We start from the raw sequence: 22,624 nt of genomic DNA on the forward strand, positions 1-22,624 counted from the left end.
GATGACGGTGTTCAACTTCTTCGCGCGAGCGACAGGCAACACGAAAGGATCTGAAACGTGATTGGACGTTTACGCGGCTCTCTCGCCGAAAAGCAGCCTCCGCATCTGGTGCTGGATGTCAACGGTGTCGGCTATGAGGTGGAAGTGCCGATGACCACCCTGTACCGGCTGCCGCATGTTGGCGAAACGGTGACTTTGCACACCCACCTGGTGGTCCGCGAGGACGCGCACCTTTTGTACGGCTTCTACGAAAAGCGCGAACGCGAGCTGTTTCGTGAGCTGATCCGGCTCAATGGCGTCGGCCCCAAGCTGGCACTGGCGCTGATGTCCGGTCTGGAAGTCGATGAGCTGGTGCGCTGCGTGCAGGCGCAGGACACATCAGCGCTGACGCGCATCCCCGGCGTGGGCAAGAAGACCGCCGAGCGGCTGCTGGTCGAGCTCAAGGACCGTTTCAAGGCCTGGGAGTCCTTGCCAGGCACCTTTACGCTGGTTTCCAATGGCCCCAACCAGGCCGAGCCTGTCGCGTCGGCAGAGTCCGATGCGGTCAGCGCACTGATTTCGCTGGGCTACAAACCTCAGGAGGCGAGCAAGGCCGTCTCCGCCATCAAGGAAAAAGATTTGAGCAGTGCGGATCTGATTCGCCGTGCGTTGAAGGGGATGGGTTAAGTGATAGACGCCGACCGCCTGATAACCGCCACTGGTGGCCGTGATCGTGATGAACAGATGGACCGCGCGATTCGGCCACTGAGCCTCGCGGACTACATCGGCCAGCCGACCGTACGCGAGCAGATGGAGTTGTTCATCCAGGCTGCCCGTGGTCGCAGCGAAGCGCTGGATCACACGCTGATCTTCGGTCCGCCCGGCCTGGGCAAGACCACGCTCGCCAACATCATCGCTCAGGAAATGGGCGTGTCGATCAAGAGCACGTCCGGCCCGGTTCTCGAACGGCCTGGCGATCTGGCAGCGATCCTGACCAATCTCGAACCCAATGACGTACTGTTCATCGACGAGATCCATCGTCTGTCGCCGATCGTAGAGGAAGTGCTGTACCCGGCAATGGAAGACTTCCAGCTCGACATCATGATCGGTGAAGGCCCGGCAGCGCGTTCGATCAAACTTGATCTGCCGCCGTTCACGCTGGTCGGCGCGACCACTCGCGCCGGCATGTTGACCAACCCGTTGCGCGATCGCTTCGGCATTGTGCAGCGGCTCGAGTTTTACAACATCGCCGATCTTTCGACGATTGTCTCGCGCTCGGCAGGCATTCTGGGGCTGGTCATCGAGCCGCAGGGCGCTTTCGAGATCGCCAGGCGCGCCCGTGGCACGCCGCGTATCGCCAACCGCCTGTTGCGTCGGGTGCGGGATTTTGCCGAAGTTCGTGGCAACGGGCAGATTACCCGGCAGACAGCCGACAAGGCCCTCAACCTGCTGGACGTCGACGAGCACGGCTTCGATCATCAGGACCGGCGTTTGCTGCTGACCATGATCGAAAAGTTCGACGGTGGTCCGGTGGGTATCGACAGCCTGGCAGCGGCCATCAGCGAGGAGCGTCATACCATCGAAGACGTACTCGAGCCCTATTTGATCCAGCAAGGCTATATCATGCGCACACCTCGCGGGCGTGTGGTCACCCGGCATGCGTATCTGCATTTCGGCCTGAACATCCCGTCGAGGATGGGGGAGATATCAGTACCGGACGATTTTGGCGACGAGCCTGTGGATTTATAGCGATGGCTTGCAATTTATTTGCGGTCTCTGTGGTCACATTGCCAGTCCTGCCGCCGATACCTGTAACTAAGTGGCAAAAGGTTGAAAAACAGTTGCCTGACCCGATTGGCAACCTGAGGAGTAAGCTCTAGAGTATGCGCGCGCAAAACGGGGTTCAGTCGTTCGCACATCGCTGTCGCGTTTATTACGAGGACACCGATGCCGGCGGCATCGTCTACTACGTCAATTATCTGAAATTCATGGAGCGGGCTCGTACCGAGCGGCTACGGGAATTGGGCTTTGCCCAATCCGAACTGGCGCAGGAAAACCTTTTATTTGTCGTGCACTCCAGTGAGGCTCGTTATCACAAGCCGGCGCGGCTGGATGACGAGTTGCTCGTCAGTGCGGAAGTAACCGAATTGAATCGCGTCAGCCTGCGCTTTAAACAGCAGATCAGGCGGGCGTCGGATGCAACGCTGCTCTGTGAAGGGCAGTTCCTGGTGGCGTGTGTACGCGCCGATAGTTTTAAACCCCGGGCCATTCCCGAAGCTCTGCGAGCGGCCTTTGCCGACCAGGGCGGCGCGGGCATACATTCAGAGCAGGAGATAAAGCGTGGAAGCTAACGTCGTCGACCATTCCTCCATGTGGAGTTTGGTCAGCAATGCCAGCATTGTTGTTCAGTTGGTAATGCTGATTCTGGTAGCTGCTTCGGTCACTTCGTGGATCGTGATTTTTCAGCGCAGCAACATGCTGCGCGCAGGCCGACGTGCACTGGACAGCTTTGAAGAGCGTTTCTGGTCGGGTATCGATCTGTCCAAACTGTACCGTCAGGCGGGCAGCAATCCCGATCCGGACTCGGGCGTCGAGCAGATCTTCCGTGCCGGTTTCAAGGAGTTTTCGCGCCTGCGTCAGCAGTCCGGCGTCGATCCTGATGCGGTCATGGAAGGTGTGGCGCGCGCCATGCGTGTTGCCATCTCCCGCGAGGAAGAGAAGCTCGAAGCGGGTCTGCCATATCTGGCGACCGTGGGTTCTACCAGCCCTTATGTCGGTCTGTTCGGTACTGTCTGGGGGATCATGAACTCCTTCCGCGGTCTGGCGACGGCGCAGCAGGCAACGCTGGCGACCGTGGCACCGGGCATTGCCGAAGCACTGATTGCAACGGCCATCGGCCTGTTTGCAGCCATTCCGGCCGTTATTGCCTATAACCGTTTCGCCGCGCGCAGTGAGACCTTGATCAGCCGTTACTACACGTTCGCTGACGAGTTCCAGGCCATCCTGCACCGTAAAGTGCACACCAGCGAAGAGTGAGCAGGTAATTCCCCATGGCTTTAATCGCTCGAGATCGTCGCAGAAAACGCAAGCCGGTCGCCGAAATGAACGTAGTGCCCTACATCGACGTGATGCTGGTGTTGCTCGTGATTTTCATGGTGACGGCTCCCATGATCAACCAGGGCGTGAAAGTCGACTTGCCCAAGGTCTCCAGCGAGGCTTTGCCGCAAGACAACAACAATCAGGTCCTGACCATTTCGATCAAGGCTGACAAGACCTATTACTGGAACCTTGGCAGCGAAGTCGATACCGACAAGCAGATGGACAAGGCAATGACCCTGCCACAGCTGACTGCCGCAGTGACCAAGATCGTCGCTGCCGGTCGTGATGCAGGCAAGCAGACGCAGGTTTTCATTCGTGGTGACAAGACCGTCGATTACGGCTCGGTCATGGGCACGATGGGCGGGCTGCAGAAGGCTGGGGTCGGGAATGTTGGCTTGATTACCGAGGCACCCTGATGCAGCCGATTCGAGAGCCGTCCGCCTCGGAAAGCTACTTCTGGCCCAGTGTCTGGGCCGTGGCATTGCATATTCTGATCTTTGGCATGCTGTTCGTCAGTTTTGCCATGACTCCGGATCTGCCCGAAGCCAAGCCTATCGTTCAGGCAACGCTCTATCAGCTCAAGTCCAAGAGCCAGGCCACTACCCAGACCAACCAGAAGATTGCCGGTGAGGCGAAGAAAACCGCTGCGCGACAAACCGAAGTCGAACAGCTGGAGCAGAAAAAGATCGAGCAGCAAAAACAGGAAGCTGTAAAAGCTGCGGAACAAAAGAAAGAAGAGGCTGCTCAAAAAGCCGAAGAGCAGAAAGCTGCCGACGAAGCCAAAAAGGCCGAACAGAAAGCAGAGGAGGCCAAAAAGGCTGACGATGCCAAGAAAGCCGATGAAGCCAAGAAGGTTGCCGACGCCAAAAAGCTTGAAGAGAAGCAGCAGGCTGATATAGCCAAGAAAAAGGCCGAAGAAGAGGCGAAGAAAAAAGCCGAAGAAGACGCCAAGAAAGCTGCTGCCGAGGAAGCCAAGAAACAGGCTGCTGATGAGGCCAAGAAAAAGGCCGCAGAAGACGCCAAGAAAAAGGCTGCCGAGGACGCGAAGAAAAAAGCCGCTGCCGATTCCGCCAAGAAGGCGCAGGAAGCAGCCCGTAAATCCGCTGAAGACAAGAAGGCGCAGGCATTGGCCGATTTGCTCTCCGACAAACCGGAGCGGCAACAGGCTTTGGCTGACGAGCGGGGCGATGAAACGGCTGGCAGTTTCGATGACCTGATTCGTGTCAGGGCTTCCGAAGGCTGGAGTCGTCCACCATCGGCACGTAACAACATGTCGGTAACGTTGCAGATCGGGATGTTGCCCGACGGTACGATTGCCTCTGTATCGATTGCCAAATCCAGTGGTGACGGACCGTTTGACAGCTCTGCGGTTGCTGCGGTGAAGAACATTGGACGTTTGACAGAAATGCAGGGTCTGAAGCCGGCTGACTTCGCGCCCTATCGTTCATTCAAGATGACATTCACACCTGGAGATCTAGCCTTGTGATCAACCTTTTTCGAGGACTGCTGGTCGTTCTCTGTTTCGCATCCGCAATGGTGTCGGCAGAAGAAAAGAACATTCTGGTCACCAGCGGCAGTGACCGTGCAGCGCCCATCGCTGTTGTGCCTTTCGGATGGCAGGGCGGTAACGTTCTGCCTGAAGACATGGCCGAAATCATAAGCAACGATCTGCGCAACTCCGGCTACTACGCGCCGATCCCGAAGCAGAACATGATCAGCTTGCCGACCCAGGCCAGCGAAGTCATTTTCCGTGACTGGAAAGCGCTGGGTGCCCAGTACGTCATGGTCGGCAACATCACGCCTGCCGGCGGACGTCTGCAGATCCAGTACGCACTGTTCAACGTCGCTACCGAGCAGCAGGTACTGACCGGCAACGTATCGGGTACCAATGACCAGCTGCGTGACATGGCGCATTACATTGCCGACCAGTCGTTCGAGAAGCTCACCGGTATCAAGGGTGCGTTTTCCACTCGTATGCTCTACGTGACGGCCGAACGCTTCTCGGAAAACAACACGCGTTACACCCTGCAGCGTTCGGATTACGACGGTGCTCGTGCGGTAACCCTGTTGCAATCCCGTGAGCCAATCCTGTCGCCGCGTTTCGCGCCGGACGGCAAGCGTATTGCCTATGTCTCGTTCGAACAGAAGCGTCCACGCATCTTTGTTCAGCACATCGATACCGGTCGTCGCGAACAGATCACCAACTTCGAAGGCCTGAACGGTGCGCCTGCCTGGTCGCCGGATGGCAGCAAGCTGGCGTTCGTGCTGTCCAAGGACGGCAACCCGGAGATCTATGTAATCAATCTGGCGTCGCGTCAATTGAGCCGCGTCACCAACGATTCTTCGATTGATACTGAACCTTTCTTCGGTAAGGACGGGTCTACGCTATACTTCACGTCGGACCGTGGCGGCAAGCCACAGATCTACAAGACCAATATCAATGGCGGCGGTGCCGAACGCGTGACGTTCGTGGGTAACTACAACGCCAACCCGAAATTGTCAGCCGATGAAAAGACGCTGGTAATGATTCACCGGCAGGACGGCTTCACTAATTTCAAGGTGGCAGTGCAGGATTTGGCCCGCGGTAGCGTAAAAATCCTCACAGATAGCAACCTTGATGAGTCGCCTACTGTTGCGCCCAACGGCACCATGGTAATCTACGCCACCCGCCAGCAGGGCCGGGGAGTCTTGATGCTCGTGTCCATTAACGGACGCGTAAGGCTCCCGCTTCCTACCGCTCAAGGCGAAGTCAGAGAACCTTCCTGGTCCCCTTACCTGAACTGACGCGGCGCTACACGATTTGCTTAACACACTGGGGTTCATTAGGAGTTTCAAGATGGAAATGCTGAAGTTTGGTAAATTTGCTGCGCTGGCTCTGGCCATGGCCGTAGCTGTAGGTTGCTCGTCCAAAGGCGGCGACAATGCCGGTGCAGGCGGTGCTGCTGTTGATCCTAACGCTGGTTACGGCGCCAACTCGGGTGCTGTTGACGGCTCCCTGAGCGAAGAAGCTGCTCTGCGCGCAATCACCACCTTCTACTTCGAATACGACAGTTCGGACCTGAAGCCAGAAGCCATGCGCTCCCTGGACGTGCACGCCAAAGACCTGAAAGCTAACGGCGCTCGCGTTGTTCTGGAAGGCAACACCGACGAACGTGGTACTCGCGAGTACAACATGGCACTGGGCGAGCGTCGTGCGAAAGCCGTTCAGCGCTACCTGGTACTGCAAGGTGTTTCCCCAGCTCAGCTGGAACTGGTTTCCTACGGCGAAGAGCGTCCAGTTGCTACCGGCAACGACGAGCAGTCCTGGGCTCAAAACCGTCGCGTCGAACTGCGTAAGTAATTTGACATGCGAACGTGCCGACGTGCTCTAACCGTTTTGGCCCTCGCCCTTCCGCTTTCAGCGTTGGGTGCGGCACCTGTGGTCGATAACAATTCTGGCTCTGGCAGCAGCAGTTATCCGCCAGCGGGTTATGGCACGTCTGGCGCCTATGCCGGGGGAGGGGTTACGGCCCCTGCCTCGGCACAAGGTCAGCTGTTCATGCAGCTGCAGCAAATGCAGGACGAAATCGCGCGTTTGCGCGGTGTTGTCGAGGTCCAGCAAAATGATATCCAGCGCATGAAGCAGGAAGCTCTGGAGCGTTATCAGGAACTCGATCAACGTATAGCCAGTGGCGCAGCCGCTCCGGCTACCAATAATTCCCAACCTGCTGGTGGCGCTATCGACGCCGGCGGGACGCCTTCGGCCCCAGCGGCTCAGCAGGCACCGGCAGCAGGCACCGAGCCTCCTGATCCGGCGAAGGAAAAGCTTTATTACGAAGCGGCCTTCGATTTGATCAAGGCAAAGGATTTCGACAAGGCCTGTCAGGCCTTCACCGCTTTCCTGCGCAAATACCCCAACAGCTCGTATGCGGGCAACGCCCAATACTGGCTGGGTGAAGTAAATCTGGCCAAAGGCGACCTTCAGGGCGCTGGTCAGGCGTTCGCCAAAGTCAGTCAGCAGTATCCGAAGCATGCCAAGGTGCCTGATTCGCTCTACAAGCTGGCTGATGTCGAACGCCGTCTGGGTCACACCGATAAGGTAAAAGGCATATTGCAGCAGGTCGTTGCCCAGTATCCGGGCACTTCAGCTGCACAATTGGCGCAACGGGATCTCCAGCGCCTTTGATGTCCTGACCCGCTGATCAAGAAAGCCGCGCTAGTCGCGGCTTTTTTCGTTAGAATCTCGCACCCGAAATTCCGGTACACCTTACGCTTTTCTGGATTCCGCGATTGCCGAGTCCCTTGAAGTGCCTGACGGAGGCGGACGGCCTGTTTAGCTGTTACGCCCGTGGCTGATATGCAAGACACATTACGCATCACCGAAATCTTTCACTCGTTGCAGGGTGAAACCCGTACGGCTGGCCTGCCCACCGTATTCGTACGCCTTACCGGCTGCCCGTTGCGCTGTCAGTACTGCGACAGTGCCTACGCGTTCAGTGGCGGCACCATTCAGACGCTGGACGACATCCTTGGACAAGTGGCCTCCTATCGCCCTCGTTATGTTTGCGTCACCGGTGGCGAACCTCTCGCCCAGCCCAATGCCATTCCGTTGCTGAAGCGTCTTTGCGATGCAGGCTATGAAGTGTCTCTGGAGACCAGTGGTGCTCTGGATATCTCGGCGGTGGACCCTCGTGTCAGTCGCGTAGTAGACCTCAAGACCCCAGGGTCAAAAGAAGTCTCGCGTAATCGCTACGAGAACATGGAACTGCTGACGGCCAATGATCAAGTTAAATTCGTGATCTGTTCGCGCGAGGATTATGACTGGGCCGTTTCCAAGCTGATTCAGTACGGTCTTGATCGTCGTGCGGGCGAAGTTCTGTTCTCGGCCAGCCACCACGAGCTCAAGGGCCGTGATCTGGCGGACTGGATCGTGGCGGATAACCTGCCGGTACGCCTGCAGATGCAGTTGCATAAAATTCTTTGGGATGACGAGCCGGGGCGCTGATATGAGTGAATTGACCAAGACTGAAAAAAGAGCCGTGATCCTCCTGTCTGGTGGTTTGGACTCTGCGACCGTCGTAGCCATGGCACGCGCCGAGGGTTACACCTGTTACACCATGAGCTTCGATTACGGCCAGCGTCATCGCGCCGAGCTGGATGCCGCTGCACGCGTTGCCGGTGATCTCGGTGCCGTGGAGCACAAGGTTATCGGCCTGAACCTCAACGGTATAGGTGGCTCGGCATTGACCGATAGCTCGATTGCCGTGCCTGAGTCGCCTTCTGAAGGCATTCCGGTCACCTACGTACCGGCACGCAACACCGTCTTCCTGTCGCTCGCCCTGGGCTGGGCAGAGGTCCTGGGCGCGCGGGATATCTTCATTGGCGTCAATGCCGTGGATTACTCGGGTTATCCGGATTGCCGTCCCGAGTTTGTCGAGTCATTCGAGCGCATGGCCAATCTGGCTACCAAGGCCGGTGTGGAAGGGCAGGGCTTCACCATCAGGGCGCCGCTGCAGAATCTGAGCAAGTCGGACATCGTCAAGGCTGGCACTGCGTTGGGAGTCGATTACTCGCTGACGGTTTCCTGCTACCAGGCTGACGACCAGGGTCGTGCCTGTGGCAAATGCGACAGCTGCCGTTTGCGCGCAGAGGGCTTTACCGCCGCCGGTATCGCAGACCCGACTCGCTATTTTTAAAGTTTTTAAAAAAAGGTGTTGAATTACTGATAAAAATCAGTAATATACGCGCCACACAACAGAGGGTCGTTAGCTCAGTTGGTAGAGCAGTTGGCTTTTAACCAATTGGTCGTAGGTTCGAATCCCACACGACCCACCATTTCGAAAATCTGGAAGGCCCATGAAAATGCGGATTTCCAGGTTTTTTTTTGCCTTGCAGATATCCGGCCTAAGGTGGGTAGCTGATTGGGCTTCCGTCACGGCATTGAGGCAACGATCTGTAAGGCAGCTGGCTAGTCTTTCGAAGCTGAAGGCAGGCGATACCGTTTGAACGCGATGCCACCCAGACAAGCAGCCGTCTGTCGCGAGACATAGCGCCGGCAAGCCGTGATGTCAAATTGCAAGGCGGAGTGCAGCTTCAGAGCTACTGGAGGCCACGCATATTTTTTCATCCTGACGCAGTGCGTGGCTGTTATCGGCTATCTTGCACGTCTACTGAAACTGAATACATGCTCTGGCGAGCGCTCATGATGATGGCATTTAGGGATCCGCCGCACCGTCGACTCACTTTACAGATCCACTGCTCCAAGGGATCTTGTAACAGCCGTTGGGCGATTGAAAAGATGCCTTGCCTTCGCTGATTGTGCCTATGTCTTCTTCGGCTGCAATCTGAACAACCATCTCGCCAGCAGCATTTTCCCTGATCCAGCGAGCAATATCCTCCAATTCGCCGAACTCATATGAATCGCCCCGGATTCTCTAGACACCTTGCAAGCTCATTGCGTAACGTTTTTCAAACTCTACCGGTGACAGCTGATTGTTGAAACCATGGCGGCGTTTTGGGTTGTAGAACATCTCGATGTAATCGAACACATCACTACGGGCATCTTGCCGTGAGGTGTAGATTTTCCGCTTGATTCGTTCCCGTTTCAGAAGCTAGAAAAAGCTCTCAGCCACGGCGTTGTCATGACAATTGCCTCGGCGGCTCATGCTGGCAACCAAATTGTTTGCCTTCAAAAAACTGCGCCAATCGGAGCTGCTGTACTGGCTGCCCTGGTCGGAGTGAACCATCACCTCTTGTTTCGGTTTTCGCCTCCAAACCGCAATCAATAACGCATCAATGGCCAAATCACTGGTCATCTGCGACTTCATTGACCAGCCAACGACCTGACGAGAAAACAGATCCAGCACCACCGCCAAATACAGCCAGCCTTCATACGTACGAATGTAGGTGATGTCGGTGACCCAAACCTTGTTGGGTTCCACGACATCGAACTCGCGCTTCAGTAAATTGGGTGAGGCGACCGCTGGCTTACCGCCGTACTTTCCAGGGCGACGTCGATACCCTGTCTGAGAGCGCAGACCTTCAAGACGCATCAACCTCGCCACACGATGCCGACCACAATCTTCACCGACCTCGCGCAGGTCGTCATGGATTTTGCGATAGCCATAAACTCCGCCGCTCTCCAGCCACGAGTGCTTGATCAAACCCAGCAATCGCTGGTCGTCTTTAGCGCGTGCAGATTGCGGCTCAGACAACCAAGCGTAATAACCACTGGGATGGACTTTCAGCGTCAGGCAAAGCCGTCGAATGGAGTAGTCGCCCGCGCGCTGCTTGATAAAGGCGTACTTCAGCCGTACTCCTTGGCAAAGTACGCTGCGGCCTTTTTAAGATGTCTCGCTCTTCAGTGACCCGCTTGAGTTCCGCTCGCAGACGACGCAGTTCAGCGTGCTGATCATCGTCTTGCTGCCGTTCTACCTGAGGTTTGCTGTAGCGCTTTATCCAGGCATAGAGGCTATGCGGCGACACGCCAAGACGCGCCGCCACATCAGCGACAGGCAGCTTCTTTTCGGTCACTTGATTGACCGCTTGGATTTTGAATTCTTCGGGATAACGTGGGTTGCTCATGGCACCTCCTGATTGGCCTCAGTTTAAGGCATGGAGGTGTCTACGAAACCCGGGGCGATTCACTTTACCCTGGCTGGGCTTCTCGCACAGATACAAACGCATAAGGACTCCGATGAGGATTTGTGGCTCAAAGGAGAAAAGGTGCCATTGATTAGATGCAGGCGCCTTAAAAAGCCTTAAATTAATCCATTGGGGTTGCTTAATTGAACAATGAGCAGGAGTCATGAACGAAACCTGCTCGGTCTCCGGTTTTGTCTCCCTAACGAGGCAGGTTGCGATGGGGTATGACAAAATATGCTCTCAAATACGCTTGTATTCGTATGAGAAAATGCTGTTGTCGCTCATTCGCGTTTCATATCAATCTCAATTAATTTATCGTCTATAAACCTAAGATATTGATATGAACCGCCATTAGGACCATAAACAAATATAGTTATAGTCGCAGCATTAAGTTTAGGAACTCCGTTGGGGCGTCTCGCAGGACCCTCGCTGCTCTTTCTGAGTGGGGGGCCACATTTCTCTAGGACAGTTGACATCGAGTCGCCCTCGCTGATCAGCGACGTGCCACACCTCATGGTCGCATTAGTGGTACTCATAAATGTGGTTAAAACAACACCTGCGCTCAATAAGAGCATGTGTTTAGTCAGCATGAAAATTCGCTCCTTCGAGTTGGCGCACCCCAGGCGCGCCACGTTCTACTATTAGCCAGCTGCTCTGACTATGTCCAGATAATTTTCAACACTATAATTGGTCACCCCCACAGACGTGACGATAATTGATGTTGTGGGTTGAGCCACTTCGATACCTCGAACGACGACATTTCCCTGGGCTTCTGTATCGGTTAATTGAGATCCGTTATAAGACAGCACCATGTTGGTATTGGCTGAGGATTGTATAATTGGTAATATGTAAGATAGGGGTGGATATTGCATGGTGTTCACTGAGATAGTATGCGAAGTGTTGGCGGCTGCTACTACTTGCTGGAGCTTGTCGCCATTGACCGGGTCCACCGATAGCTGTCGGCCATTGAACTCAAGAGTAAGTTTTCTATCCCCGTTGAGCGTCAATATTTCGAGTAGATCGGAGGTCGTTAGGACTTGAGACGTTGTCAGAGTTATAGATGTGTTAGGTCCTGCGCTAGCGACAAAGCTTTTAAGGTAAGGGACTGTGGAGTCGGGGGCATCAAACGTAATAGCAAATTTCTTCGCTCCAACCGAGGCTAGAGTCTGTGACATTGCATCGGCATTAATGAATCGTGAATTGGAGAGGGAGATATTTGAATTCTCACCAATCTTACCAATTGTTTCTATGATACTGGTGGGGGTAGATAATGAGCCATCTAGGGAGATACTATAGGTTTTGCTTCCAATGGCAGCCAATACAGTGTTCCTGGCTTCCAGCTCCTGAATTTTCTGCTGCTCGGGCGTCAGGGCTTTGCTCTGAGGCATTACGCCATTGCGCTCCTGCTGGAGCTGGCTCGCCCAGCGACGCAGCGCAGATTCCACCACCCCAAGCGAACGGGCGGCTTCGATATGGCTATAGCCTTGGTCGAGCACGAGGCCTGCGGCCTCGCGTTTGAATTCAGCGGAAAAGGTACGGCGTTGCTTGGTCATCGGACACCTCTATCTGGCGATATTCTCGCCTAAATGAGTGTCCGGAATCATTAGACCACTACATAACGGCTGCCGGATCAAGTTGTTTAGAGTCTGGGGTATTTACAGATTTACGCACTGTTTCTAAAAAGCGGTTCGCAGGCTCAAGGGTTTATCGTGGGCCGCCGTATAGCGCGGAACAATCAGATGGACAAATCTTCTCTAAAATATGCACTGAGCGATGCTCGCACTGCGATTGTCGGCAAAGCTTAAACCGTTCGCATTTATTCATCTTGCCAAGGTCAGATCCACAGGATCCGTGCAAGCCCCTTCCCAATCCGTTCGGGTTCCATGCCTAAAGGACAATGTCATGGCGTCAATCGATAGCAAGGCCACCATCAACTACACCGTGCGAACAGGCCCGGGAACAGTGCAGGTCGACCCATCCTCGGGTGGCGATTCAAACTGGAGCATCATCCTTCAGCCTGACGGCAAAATCCTTGTCGGTGGCGAAAGCTTCCAGACTGCCATTGGCTATCCTGGCTCGCCGGGCGATGAAAGCTATGGTACGCGCGGCAGCTACACGGCGGTGCGCCTCAACGCTGACGGCAGCCTGGACAACAGCTTCGGCCAAGAGGGAATTGCCCTCGTGCCCGGCAACCTGGACCCGGAAGATTATGCTTACTACGTAATGGCGGTGCAGGCCGACGGTAAAGTGCTATCAGCACAGCCAGGGCTTGGCGGTTTGAAGGTAGAACGCTTCAACGTAGATGGCACTCTGGACACCACTTTCGGCAAAGGCGGCGCGGCTGGCCTTGATGTACCGATCGGCGCTGATGGAATGGCTATTTACGCCACAGCAGATGGCTCGGTGTACGTCAGCCTTCGCGGCACGTCCCAAGCGATCGTGTTCAAGCTGGACAGCACCGGGGCGCCGGTCGAGGATTTCGGTGCCAACGGCGCACTTCTCCTCAACCCGACGGGGCATTACGGCACCGGTAATATCGCCACCGTTGTGCAGACCGACGGCAGCTTATTGCTCGGCAGTTGGCTGTATGTGGGCGCCGACGGCCCCCACGACCCGGGCGGTCCGGTTTATGCCGTTCAGCGACTTGCAACCGACGGCAACCTGGATACCGCGTTCGGTGTGGACGGTGTGGTGTATTTTGATACTGCGCTGGGGCTGGACTACCGGGCTGCGATAACCGTGCAAGCCGATGGCAAGATCATCGTGGCCGGCGAGAGTAACGACAATAACGCCTTCAACGTACTGCGGCTGAATGCGGATGGCTCGTTCGACACCTCCTTTAGTGACGATGGCAAGCTGACGATCCAGGTGCCCCAAGGCGCGAAGAACTATGCCCACTCGGCAATCGTTCAGCCGGATGGCAAAATCCTTATCGCCGGCGACGTGATCACCCGACTGAACGCCGATGGCAGCTTGGACACCACCTTCGGCAGCCAGGACGGCCAATACCACGTGGACGGATCCAGCCAGGCCAACCACCTGATTGGCAACGACACAGCCGAGATTATCCGTGGCCTGGGCGGAGACGATGTGCTGCAAGGCGCGGGTGGCCGTGACGTGCTGGCAGGCGGGACGGGCTCAGATATTTTCCGCTTCACCCAGATCAGCGACAGCTACCGTACCGCTACCGAAACAGGCAGCGACCGGATTCTGGACTTCGACGCCTCTCAGGACCGTGTCGATCTGATTTCGTTGGGCTTTACCGGCATTGGCGATGGCCATAATGGCACGCTGGCCATCCAGGCCAACACCGAGGGCACGCGCACATACCTGAAAAGCTTCGATGCCGACGCCAACGGACAGCGCTTCGAACTGGCGTTCGAAGGCAACCTGACGGGGCAGTTTAACAGCACCAACCTGGTGTTCACGGCCCCCACCGTCGAAGGAACGGCTGGCAAGGACGTAATCATGGGAAGCGCAATGTCGGAAGTCATCTATGGCCTGGCCGGCAACGACCGTATCGACGGCGGCAGAGGCTCGGATGTGATCATCGGAGGCGCGGGCGCCGACTTGCTGATCGGCGGCGACGACCCGAACCTTTCGGTCTCTGGCCGTAATGGCATCAATGACGCTGACGTATTCCGCTACACGGCAGCCACTGACAGCTACCGCACGGACAGCCAGAGTTTCGTGGACCTGATTGTCCGGTTCGCAAACAACAACGACAAGATAGATGTGTCGGCGCTGGGTTACACAGGGTTCGGTGACGGTACCGGCACTACACTGAAGATGGCCTATAATGCGGATCTGGACCGCACCTACCTCAAGGATGTGGAACCTGACGCTCAGGGCCATCGGTTTGAGATTGCCCTCACCGACGACTGGACCCAGGATCTGGGCAACAACGATATGATCTTTGCGCCAACCGCGCAGGTGTCGATGGTGGGTGTGGCTAGCGCGTTCACCCAATCACCAGATATGGTGTAGCTGGGCAGAACATTGATGGGGTTCTGAGCAGTGGTGAGGGTGGCTGGCGCGCCTTTGGGCTTGCTGGCTGCCGTTATCCAGGGCGACGCTATTCTGGACAACAGCCACTCCACGAACTCATAAAAGTCGTTCTAATGCTCGCCACGGCCTGATGTCGATCCAAGGGTTGCTCAGCACGAGGATTCGATATTCGCATTCACAAAAATCACGGATCCCATTTATGAGATCTCGATTTTCTTTCAGCTCATCCTTTCTGATTATGTTGTCGCTGACAGGATGCGCAGTCAGTATGGATCCTCCAAAGCGCGATCAGCTTGGAGAAAGCGCGCTTTACGGCAGTTGGCGTGTTGCAGGTGTAGCAGTATCAGACTCGGGCGTGCAAGCACTAGAAGATAATGATCCGAGCTTCATGGGTCAATGTGCTGACGACGGAAATCGTCGGCGGCGTGAATACCGGTTTCACCGTGGCGTCGGGCGAACAACAATAGCGTGGCATCGAAGCTGAGATCAAGGCGCGGCTGGATCAGCACTGGGATCTGATCGCGTCCTACACCTACACCCACGTCGAAATTACTAAGAGCAATCGCGGCGACGAAGGCAAACGCCCGGCCAACATGCCCAGGCACATGGCGTCCACCTGGTTGAACTACACCTTCAACGACACCCCCCTCAAAACCAATGCTATAAAAAGAATAAACTGTGCTGTCCAAGGGGTTGTAAGCAGGTACTTGAACTTTGCGGGGAAGCGTTTAATCTCTTCGATATCCGCCAAGCCTCTTTTTTTGCCTAGACTTGGCACCCACAGATAAAAATAAGTCATGCTGCAACGCATGATTTTCCCCAAAAGCCCCGCATTTGAGAAGGCCATCTTGTTATGTTCTACAAACACACAGCTGGGGAGGCAGCGTTCAAGTTTTTCGGTATAAGCGTGTGCGATATAAAAAGTAGTGCACATCATCATAACGATCGATAGAGTAATCACAGTCGCTATTAATCCTACATCCACGTCAGTCGTTGACTCTGACCGGCGCACCGGTGATTTGAGTCGTACCCTTGCTCACTGTGGTAATAGCGTTGCCCTTGATCTCAATGCCATCCGGCGTGAGGGTGATGCTGCTTTCCCCCACTTGGAGAATGATGTGTTGCTTGGCGTTGACCTGGATGAACTGGTTATCCACCTGAATCGTCAGTGAGCCCTCCTGAACGTTCATCACAGTGTCTTTCTTGATGATCTCGGTTTGCCTGCCATCGACAGTCATCGTGCGGTTGTTGCCAACTTTATGGGTTTCGTCGACCTCGATCTCGGTGTCCATGTTGCGCTCGGCATGCATGATGAGTTGCTCGGCGCCGGCCTTGTCTTCGAACCGGAAAAAATTCGCCGTCCCGCCGTCGCCCTTCATCGACCGGGTCAAGAAACCACTCTGAGTCTTGTTCGCCGGAAGCGACCATGGCGGGGTATTCTGGCTGTTGTAGAGGCTGCCCATGATCAGCGGACGGTCAGGGTTGCCGTCGAGAAATACAACGACGACTTCGTCTCCGACACGGGGTATCTGAATACTGCCGAAGCCGCCACTTGCACCGGACTGGGCGACGCGTACCCAGCAAGAGCTTTTGTCGTCGAACTGGCCGTTGCGATCCCAGTGGAACTGCACCTTCACGCGGCCCATTTCATCGGTGTAGATCTCCTCACCAGGGGGGCCAACGATAATTGCGGTTTGTGGGCCGTTAATTGAGGGTCTGCGAGTTGCTAACTGAGGCCGATAAGCAATTTTTTTGCGAACACATACAAATTTGTTGAGGTAACCGGCCTGATCACCAGTCAAGTAGTTATTACTACCTACATGGTCAACCGATATGATTAAGAACTGCCGGTTTTCAGAGGTGCCAGCATCGTGTTCGTAGTGCTGGGTCAGCTCGAACGTATAGCCCGGCTTCATGGCGCGACAGTTGCTATCGCCATAAAATGTTTTACCTAATAACTCCAAGGCCTCAATCCGGCTACGGACCATTGCCTCACCATCCTCATAGTTTCCATGAGTATACTGCCCTGGGAAATCGTATATCTCAAAACTGTCGATGTCTCCCTGCTGATTCATACTCTGCATGGAGACTGGCAGCGCATTATTTGGCTGGCGGTAATCAAAGGTACGTACGGAAATTTTGCCAGACTGCAGTTGGCGAGTCGCACTCCACTGGGTAATCGAGTCAGCCGTCTCGGTCACTGAGGCTGTGTGAAAACGAATCTGAGGCTGCTCCGCTAGAGGCACTAATGTGCTGGAGTCATCGACCACAACCATCACGTGCGAGTCGGCAGTGTGCTCGAAATAGTAAAAAAGCCCCTCATTTTCAAGAAGTCTCTGTACAAAGTTGAAGTCGCTTTCGCGGTACTGAGTGACATAGCTATGATTTTTTAAGGACTTGCTCAGGCGAAATTCGTACTTTGGAAATGCTCCATAGCTGCCAAATACCTCAGTTAACACATCTTGAACTGTTTTATCTTGAAATGTTCGCGTGTCAAATCTACAGGTAAGCATCCATAACCACGGCCCAAGTACCGCACTGTAGCGAGAAAGCCCTCCATCGCTACCTTGAGTACTGAAGCGGTTCACGTAGCCGTTTATGTATCGTATAGAACCATCGGCAAGTTCGATTTCCACGGTCGCGGGGCGGCCAATGAGTGACTTTAGCTTCACATCGGAACGCTGGCTTAGTAGCGCCAAATTTAGCTCGAAAAGTCGGGAGAGGCTTTCTGAACCAGAAAAATGCTCCAGCAGCATTTCCTCATCACCGCCGGACGCAAATGTATTTAGCTTGAAAAGCCTTTTATTCTGCGGGCTCAGCATGGAAAGAAGGTCTGTCAACATTGTACGCTCCTTGAAAACTAGCTACTGGCAAAACTCATCGGTCTACCTTGGTAACGAAGATGCGGCCAAGCCAAGACGCCGCGCGCCTTGAACGAAGCTCTTCCACATTCATGAATGTGTATTCCTGATGTTCTCTTGCCTCTTGATCCTTCAGACTACGTAGGGATGAGATACTGGTACGATGGTAGAACAGCATAAATAGGGCAATAACTATAAATAGAAAGACGAGCAGCATCGCTGGCGATCTATAAGCGTGGAAAACTGGATAAATCAATATTCCCAGGCCGCCCCCAACAGTGCCGAGTGCCCAACGATTCTCCTGCTTTGGCTCAACGACCTCCACGCGCTGTGAGCGTACGACCAGAGACTTTCTAGGACTCCGCCATACACATAATAGCGAATAGATAATCGTGCAGAGAACTAGAGGTATACAACTGATCAATAGCGACGTGCCAAGTCCCAGCTTGAACTGCTTGTAGGTTGCGACTAACGCCATTAAAAATGCGAATCCAGGGGCAACACCCAGATTAGTAAACAGCCTAAGACTGGCATACTTACTAAATCTTTCAGTCCGGTACGCGCAGTCAACACACCAGTAAGTTATCCACATTACAAATACAGCGGAGGGAATAGTCAATATGCTGGGTACGACAGCCGCCGAAAACACAGCCAACATGGTGAATAGAAACCAAGCGCCCCATATGGTGGCTAAGTATCGATGCGGTTCAGTATTGAACATTATTAGTCTTTTCCTGTCAGCAAATTACCAAGAGAGGTACCCCACCCGCTTACATCGTCGCTCATAATAATCTGTATTGCGAGGCCCACACCTAATCCAATCGCAATTATTACTACCGCAGGCGCACTCACGGTCGCACCAAGCGCCACTCCACTTGCGAAAACTAAAGCATTCGTGGGCTGGCTATAGGCAGTTTTCTCTAAAAAATCCCTGCCACTAGTGGCGCTGTTTATATCCATAACCAATTGTGGGCCGAACGCGAGAATCGGGCCGGCGGCTTTCCCGACGAGCATCTTCCCAACCCCTCGCTGACTGTACAAGTCGCCGTCGACATGCGCAGTCGATCTTAACGCCTTGGCTGTATTGTATGCCGGGACATGAATCGTATTACCTACGACCTTACCGCCCACTCGATAGATACTAGCTTTGGCCGTGGCTGGTATTTCAAAGTATAAGTTACCACCTACGCGAATTAGCTTGATCCTGCCACGAAAAGCCCGATGAGCAGAGACACTTCCTGGCTTTCCACGGGAGGCCGCCCATTTTTTAAGCTGCGTCTTTGTCGACTTACTAAGATCGAGTAAATTTTCAACCTTGGTTGCTTTCGAGCCTGCATGGAGGATTCCGCCCACGCTCGCAAGCGTGCCTGGCAGGTTAGCTGTAGAAAATAGCAAAGGGCCCACGACCGGAATTTTTTCCGCCTTCTCCTTGAGCTCCAAAAACTGTTTTGCTGCTATGTGAGGGGCTTTTTTTAGCTTACCAAACAAGAAAATCAGCGTCGTGTAGTAGTCTTCGGTTTCTTCAGGAGAAAGCTCAGCTTCTGGAGAGCTAAGCTCGTTGATGAGAAATTCCGCAGCACTTAAATCGTCAGTGGCGTAAGTGCCTGCGATGTCCAAGGATGAGGGGAAGGCCCTAGCGGCAACAACACTTGGCCATGGCAATGACCCTTCGCCCAACAATCCTTGCTGGGAGCCTGTGCCCATGGGATCTGCAGCTGTACATGGATAGAGTCCATTACTCACGACCAACCTCCTTTTAAATGCTGGCTCAATGCAAATTACCGTCCAGCAATAGCAACAAAACAAGGCCACCCATCGTAACGAAAGCCTCTAGAAACCAAGATGCATTCGCCACTGGTCAGAACCGCAGCCCGGAGTCACTTAGGCTTCTACCGAGCAATACTGTTCGCTTGCACGCATCAGTACTGCGTTTTCAACCCGAAAGCTATGCTAAAAGCAGCGGAAATCCGTAAAACCAAAACTTCAGCAGTTCCCTTGCTTCAAGTCTACCCTAGGCGACTAGCGATCACTGCACCCGGCAGTGACTGCTCAGACATGCTTAACGCGCGAAAGTGCCATCAGTGTCGGAAAAGAAGGATTCGTCATAGTTGCCTAAAACTGTCGGCCGCACTGAAAAAATCATAGCTGCTTTGTCACACCCCTCCATGGGAAACAGTCAAAGCATCCAGGCCAGGGTCTGCTTGCTCAGCTCTTCCGCCTCTGGATCGATCAGATCGCTGGCCAGGGCGCGCTTGTCCATGAGCATCTGCCACAGCTGCTGGTCGATAGTGTCCTCAGCTAGGGGGATTTTGACGACAACCACGCGCAACTGCCCATTGCGATAGGCTCGATCCTCAGCTTGGTCCTGCAGCCCCGGTGTCCATGGAAGCCCCAGAAAAAAGACATAGTTCGCGGCTGTCAGGTTGTAACCAGTGCCGGCGGCCGACCGGGTGCCGATAAACACCCTGCAGTCCGGGTCCTGCTGAAAAGCATCAATCGCCTTCTGTCGCTTCTTGGGCGAGTCACTACCTACTAACGTTACGCACCCCACGCCCATCTTGAGGCAGTGCTCACGCAACGTGGCCACGGACTCCTGATACTCGCAGAAGAGGATCACCTTGTCGTCCACGTCCAGCTCGGCCATCAGATCCGCGAGGATCCGTACCTTCACGCGCTCGAGCAGTTGGCGCAGTGCGCCCAGCCTTGCGAATCGGTGCTGGTCGCTGCGCATGATCTGGTTGTACTCGTCACGTTCTACCTGGCTGAGTATCACCGGCACAGTCTGGCGCTGCTTCCCCTTCAAGTTGGGCAGCACATCCTTGCGGCGTCGAAGCATCCAGTCAGATATTTCATCTCTAAGCGTCTTGCGAAACTCAGGACTGCCGGCGAATCGCTCGCAGAACTCATTGAGGGGCAGTTGTCCGATTGGATGGCCCGAAAGCCTCAGCGTGTGTGCAGCTCCGCTTCGCGATTGAGCACTGGCGTGCCCGTTAACAGTTAGCGGTTTTGTACCTGGGCAGCAATGTCGAAGCCGTGGCGTGTCCACGCTGCAGTGGGTTCCTTGAGTCGGTGAGCCTCGTCAATGACCATCACCGCGAAACGGCTCGCGTGCATGACAAAACACCCAGCCTCTCGTAGTTCACGATGATCCAGCCAGCACTGGCATCAAAGGTTTGCATAGCGATCTGAGCTTGGGGAAACACCATCAGGATCTCGCGCTGCCAGTTGATGATCAGGCTGTTGAGCACAATCACCAGCACCGGTTTGCCTTGGGCGCGTATACCAGCTGCAATCACCGCCTTGCGAGTTTTGCCCAGCCCCATATCGTCGGCCAGCAGCGCACTCGTGCGCTGCAGCAGGTGCCTGATACCTGCTGGCTGATGTTCCATCAGCGAGAACCCTCCCAGCGCCTTATCGATCTCGGCGCTGGTCAGCTCGGTGTTTTTGATGGATGGGACAGATGCCAGGTAGATACCTGAGTCTGAAACTTCCTCTTCGCTTTTGGTCGACTCCGGAGAGTGACCACCCAGACTGATGCTGGTGACCTCACTCACCGCCTTGACCGACCCGTCAGCGAGCAACTCCTGCAACGTGTCCATAATTTCGAACTGATCTTCGGCCAAACCCAGTTCCAGAATCAGGTTGCTGCGAACCAATTCTGGTGTGCCCTGCACCCGCCAAGCTTTGCCCGCCGAGAGGAACACCCCACGCATGCGCTTGGCGATTGCTACCGCACCAAGGTGAAAATCACCCGACAGGATCACACCACCTTCTGCCAGCGGCGCGAGCCGGAACTTCAGACACTGCCTTATATCGTCCGTTTGATGCATGAAGCCTCTGTGGCAGTAGACGTTTCCCCCACATGCCCCCTTGATTGTCAGACCACCGGCCTTTCACCAGCTGGAAGTCGGGGCTTGCGTGTGCGCTTTTCGGGAACTCCCTGCCACTAGGCGATGGTCTCCAATGTGCTCGGCAGGCAGGGCCGGAAGCGCTGGCAAACTTATTGAATGTTGCTCCCTCAAAGTGATCTATAACGCTGTGATTAGTTGTCCCGGCGCCGCCATTCCAGCCGTCGATCAGGTTCGCTACTCCATCCAAAAGATTCAGGAAAAGTGAAAAATGGAAAAAGAGGCTTTTTTGCAACTGCTGGCTGCCGAAGGGTTTGGAACCGTTGTTGAAGTTGAGCGCGAAGCGTTTGGAACGCTGAACTCGCATGCCCACAACTTTGAGGCGATGGCGCTGGTTCTGCACGGTAGCCTCGTCATCCATAAATCTGATGGTGATTTCACCTACAACTCAGGAGATATTTTTCACCTGGAATGTAACGAGCCCCATTCGGAAGTGTTTGGTGAGCATGGCGTACGGTACCTCGTGGGAAGAAAGTGACGACGCTGGCCTTTCAGCCTGGATTCAAGTGATGTCAGACGTACAGGAAAGACCATGTTCGAACATCTCGACCTCAACGCGCTGATCGCCGCCTACGGCTATTGGGTCATCTTCCTGGGCTGCCTGTTGGAAGGTGAAACAGTGTTGATCCTTGGCGGTATCGCTGCGCATCAGGGCACTTTGCAATTGCTGCAAGTAATCGGCTTGGCTACGTTGGGCGGTATGCTCGGCGATCAGTTGTTATTCTGGACCGGACGTTATTCCGGGGAGCGCCTGCTGCCCAGACTCAAGCGTCACCAGTCTGCCATTAGGCGGGTCGAGGGTCTCATCCAGCGCTACCCCACGACCTCGGTATTCGCTGTTCGCTTTCTCTACGGCATGCGCCTGGTGGGGCCCATGGTAATAGGTGCAAGTGGCCTGTCACCTTGGCGTTTCGCGCTTATCAATGTGCTGAGTGCGGCAGTCTGGGCAACCCTGTTCGTCTGCGCCGGCTATTGGGCCGGAGAGGCGTTACAGCATTTACTTGGTGACCTGAAGCCGTATCGCCTGCCAATCTTCCTTTCGGTGGTAGCACTGGTGACTCTCGCGGCGTTGGTGCGGTATATGCGTCGCCGATCCAAGACAACGCATGATTGAGGTGGCGGTGGAGTCGGCGTAACGGCAAGACG

17 protein-coding genes, 1 tRNA gene and 4 pseudogenes are annotated in these 22,624 nt (G+C 54.8%); 16 read left to right on the forward strand and 6 right to left on the reverse strand.

Going from position 1 to position 22,624, the window contains the following annotated elements:
- The first annotated feature begins 57 nt into the window (after positions 1 to 57).
- The 12 genes from ruvA (at position 58) to BLR16_RS12275 (ending at position 8,892) form a co-directional block, all read left to right on the forward strand.
- The gene (gene ruvA, locus BLR16_RS12220; protein ID WP_003364731.1) at positions 58 to 666 is read left to right on the forward strand and encodes a Holliday junction branch migration protein RuvA; all 609 of its coding nucleotides are present in this window, start codon (positions 58 to 60) and stop codon (positions 664 to 666) included.
- The gene (ruvB, locus tag BLR16_RS12225) at positions 667 to 1,728 is read left to right on the forward strand and encodes a Holliday junction branch migration DNA helicase RuvB (RefSeq protein ID WP_003364729.1); all 1,062 of its coding nucleotides are present in this window, start codon (positions 667 to 669) and stop codon (positions 1,726 to 1,728) included.
- A gap of 134 nt (positions 1,729 to 1,862) precedes the next feature.
- A complete protein-coding gene (ybgC, locus tag BLR16_RS12230; protein ID WP_003314364.1) occupies positions 1,863 to 2,330 on the forward strand; it encodes a tol-pal system-associated acyl-CoA thioesterase in 468 nt (155 codons plus the stop codon).
- Positions 2,320 to 3,015, forward strand: a complete 696-nt coding sequence (gene tolQ / locus BLR16_RS12235; protein WP_002554655.1) for a protein TolQ — start codon at positions 2,320 to 2,322, stop codon at positions 3,013 to 3,015. The genes ybgC and tolQ overlap by 11 nt, the downstream gene beginning before the upstream one ends.
- Before the next feature lie 14 nt (positions 3,016 to 3,029).
- Positions 3,030 to 3,494, forward strand: coding sequence for a protein TolR (gene tolR, locus BLR16_RS12240; protein ID WP_002554654.1), 465 nt, complete (start codon positions 3,030 to 3,032; stop codon positions 3,492 to 3,494).
- Positions 3,494 to 4,564 carry a cell envelope integrity protein TolA gene (gene tolA, locus BLR16_RS12245; RefSeq protein WP_003364724.1) on the forward strand — a complete coding sequence of 357 codons (1,071 nt, stop codon included), beginning with the start codon at positions 3,494 to 3,496 and terminating at the stop codon, positions 4,562 to 4,564. The genes tolR and tolA overlap by 1 nt, the downstream gene beginning before the upstream one ends.
- Before the next feature lie 47 nt (positions 4,565 to 4,611).
- The gene (tolB, locus tag BLR16_RS12250) at positions 4,612 to 5,862 is read left to right on the forward strand and encodes a Tol-Pal system beta propeller repeat protein TolB (RefSeq protein WP_210434907.1); all 1,251 of its coding nucleotides are present in this window, start codon (positions 4,612 to 4,614) and stop codon (positions 5,860 to 5,862) included.
- Positions 5,863 to 5,914: 52 nt separating this feature from the next.
- On the forward strand, positions 5,915 to 6,418 hold the full coding sequence (pal, locus tag BLR16_RS12255; RefSeq protein ID WP_003314369.1) for a peptidoglycan-associated lipoprotein Pal: 504 nt from the start codon (positions 5,915 to 5,917) through the stop codon (positions 6,416 to 6,418).
- A 6-nt stretch (positions 6,419 to 6,424) separates the two neighbouring features.
- The gene (gene ybgF / locus BLR16_RS12260) at positions 6,425 to 7,243 is read left to right on the forward strand and encodes a tol-pal system protein YbgF (protein ID WP_074805447.1); all 819 of its coding nucleotides are present in this window, start codon (positions 6,425 to 6,427) and stop codon (positions 7,241 to 7,243) included.
- A 171-nt stretch (positions 7,244 to 7,414) separates the two neighbouring features.
- Entirely contained in the window at positions 7,415 to 8,062 is a 648-nt protein-coding gene (queE, locus tag BLR16_RS12265) for a 7-carboxy-7-deazaguanine synthase QueE (protein ID WP_003390957.1), read from the forward strand.
- A 1-nt stretch (position 8,063) separates the two neighbouring features.
- The gene (gene queC, locus BLR16_RS12270) at positions 8,064 to 8,753 is read left to right on the forward strand and encodes a 7-cyano-7-deazaguanine synthase QueC (RefSeq protein WP_003364714.1); all 690 of its coding nucleotides are present in this window, start codon (positions 8,064 to 8,066) and stop codon (positions 8,751 to 8,753) included.
- 63 nt (positions 8,754 to 8,816) lie between these two features.
- Positions 8,817 to 8,892: transfer RNA gene (locus tag BLR16_RS12275), tRNA-Lys, on the forward strand.
- A gap of 599 nt (positions 8,893 to 9,491) precedes the next feature.
- Here BLR16_RS12275 and BLR16_RS12280 read toward each other — a convergent pair.
- The 3 genes and pseudogenes from BLR16_RS12280 to BLR16_RS12290 all read right to left on the reverse strand — a co-directional run.
- Positions 9,492 to 10,641, reverse strand: a pseudogene (locus tag BLR16_RS12280) (IS3-like element ISPsy29 family transposase).
- Between the two features lie 341 nt (positions 10,642 to 10,982).
- The gene (locus tag BLR16_RS12285; protein ID WP_058398112.1) at positions 10,983 to 11,291 is read right to left on the reverse strand and encodes a DUF2845 domain-containing protein; all 309 of its coding nucleotides are present in this window, start codon (positions 11,289 to 11,291) and stop codon (positions 10,983 to 10,985) included.
- A 738-nt stretch (positions 11,292 to 12,029) separates the two neighbouring features.
- A pseudogene (locus tag BLR16_RS12290) lies at positions 12,030 to 12,254 on the reverse strand (transposase); the annotation flags it as partial.
- Positions 12,255 to 12,603: 349 nt separating this feature from the next.
- On the opposite strand from BLR16_RS12290, the gene BLR16_RS12295 reads away from it, so the two are divergent.
- Together BLR16_RS12295 and BLR16_RS12305 are read left to right on the forward strand one after the other, a co-directional pair.
- Positions 12,604 to 14,688, forward strand: coding sequence for a calcium-binding protein (locus BLR16_RS12295; RefSeq protein WP_074809535.1), 2,085 nt, complete (start codon positions 12,604 to 12,606; stop codon positions 14,686 to 14,688).
- Positions 14,689 to 15,104: 416 nt separating this feature from the next.
- A pseudogene (locus tag BLR16_RS12305) lies at positions 15,105 to 15,362 on the forward strand (TonB-dependent receptor domain-containing protein); the annotation flags it as partial.
- A 333-nt stretch (positions 15,363 to 15,695) separates the two neighbouring features.
- Here the strand turns inward: BLR16_RS12305 and tssI are convergent.
- From tssI to BLR16_RS12330, 3 genes and pseudogenes are all read right to left on the reverse strand, one after another.
- Positions 15,696 to 17,552, reverse strand: a complete 1,857-nt coding sequence (gene tssI, locus BLR16_RS12315) for a type VI secretion system tip protein TssI/VgrG (protein ID WP_074809530.1) — start codon at positions 17,550 to 17,552, stop codon at positions 15,696 to 15,698.
- Between the two features lie 741 nt (positions 17,553 to 18,293).
- Entirely contained in the window at positions 18,294 to 19,274 is a 981-nt protein-coding gene (locus BLR16_RS12325; protein ID WP_046719775.1) for a hypothetical protein, read from the reverse strand.
- 472 nt (positions 19,275 to 19,746) lie between these two features.
- Positions 19,747 to 21,370 (reverse strand): annotated as a pseudogene (locus BLR16_RS12330) (DEAD/DEAH box helicase); the annotation flags it as partial.
- A gap of 319 nt (positions 21,371 to 21,689) precedes the next feature.
- Here BLR16_RS12330 and BLR16_RS12335 point away from each other — a divergent pair.
- Both BLR16_RS12335 and BLR16_RS12340 read left to right on the forward strand, forming a co-directional pair.
- Positions 21,690 to 21,956: a cupin domain-containing protein gene (locus BLR16_RS12335; protein ID WP_003351897.1), complete on the forward strand. Its 267-nt coding sequence runs from the start codon at positions 21,690 to 21,692 to the stop codon at positions 21,954 to 21,956.
- 54 nt (positions 21,957 to 22,010) lie between these two features.
- Positions 22,011 to 22,592 carry a DedA family protein gene (locus tag BLR16_RS12340; RefSeq protein WP_054080769.1) on the forward strand — a complete coding sequence of 194 codons (582 nt, stop codon included), beginning with the start codon at positions 22,011 to 22,013 and terminating at the stop codon, positions 22,590 to 22,592.
- Positions 22,593 to 22,624 lie beyond the last annotated feature (32 nt).

The sequence above is a fragment of the Pseudomonas sp. BS3767 genome (assembly GCF_900099665.1).
Lineage (GTDB): Bacteria > Pseudomonadota > Gammaproteobacteria > Pseudomonadales > Pseudomonadaceae > Aquipseudomonas > Aquipseudomonas cerasi.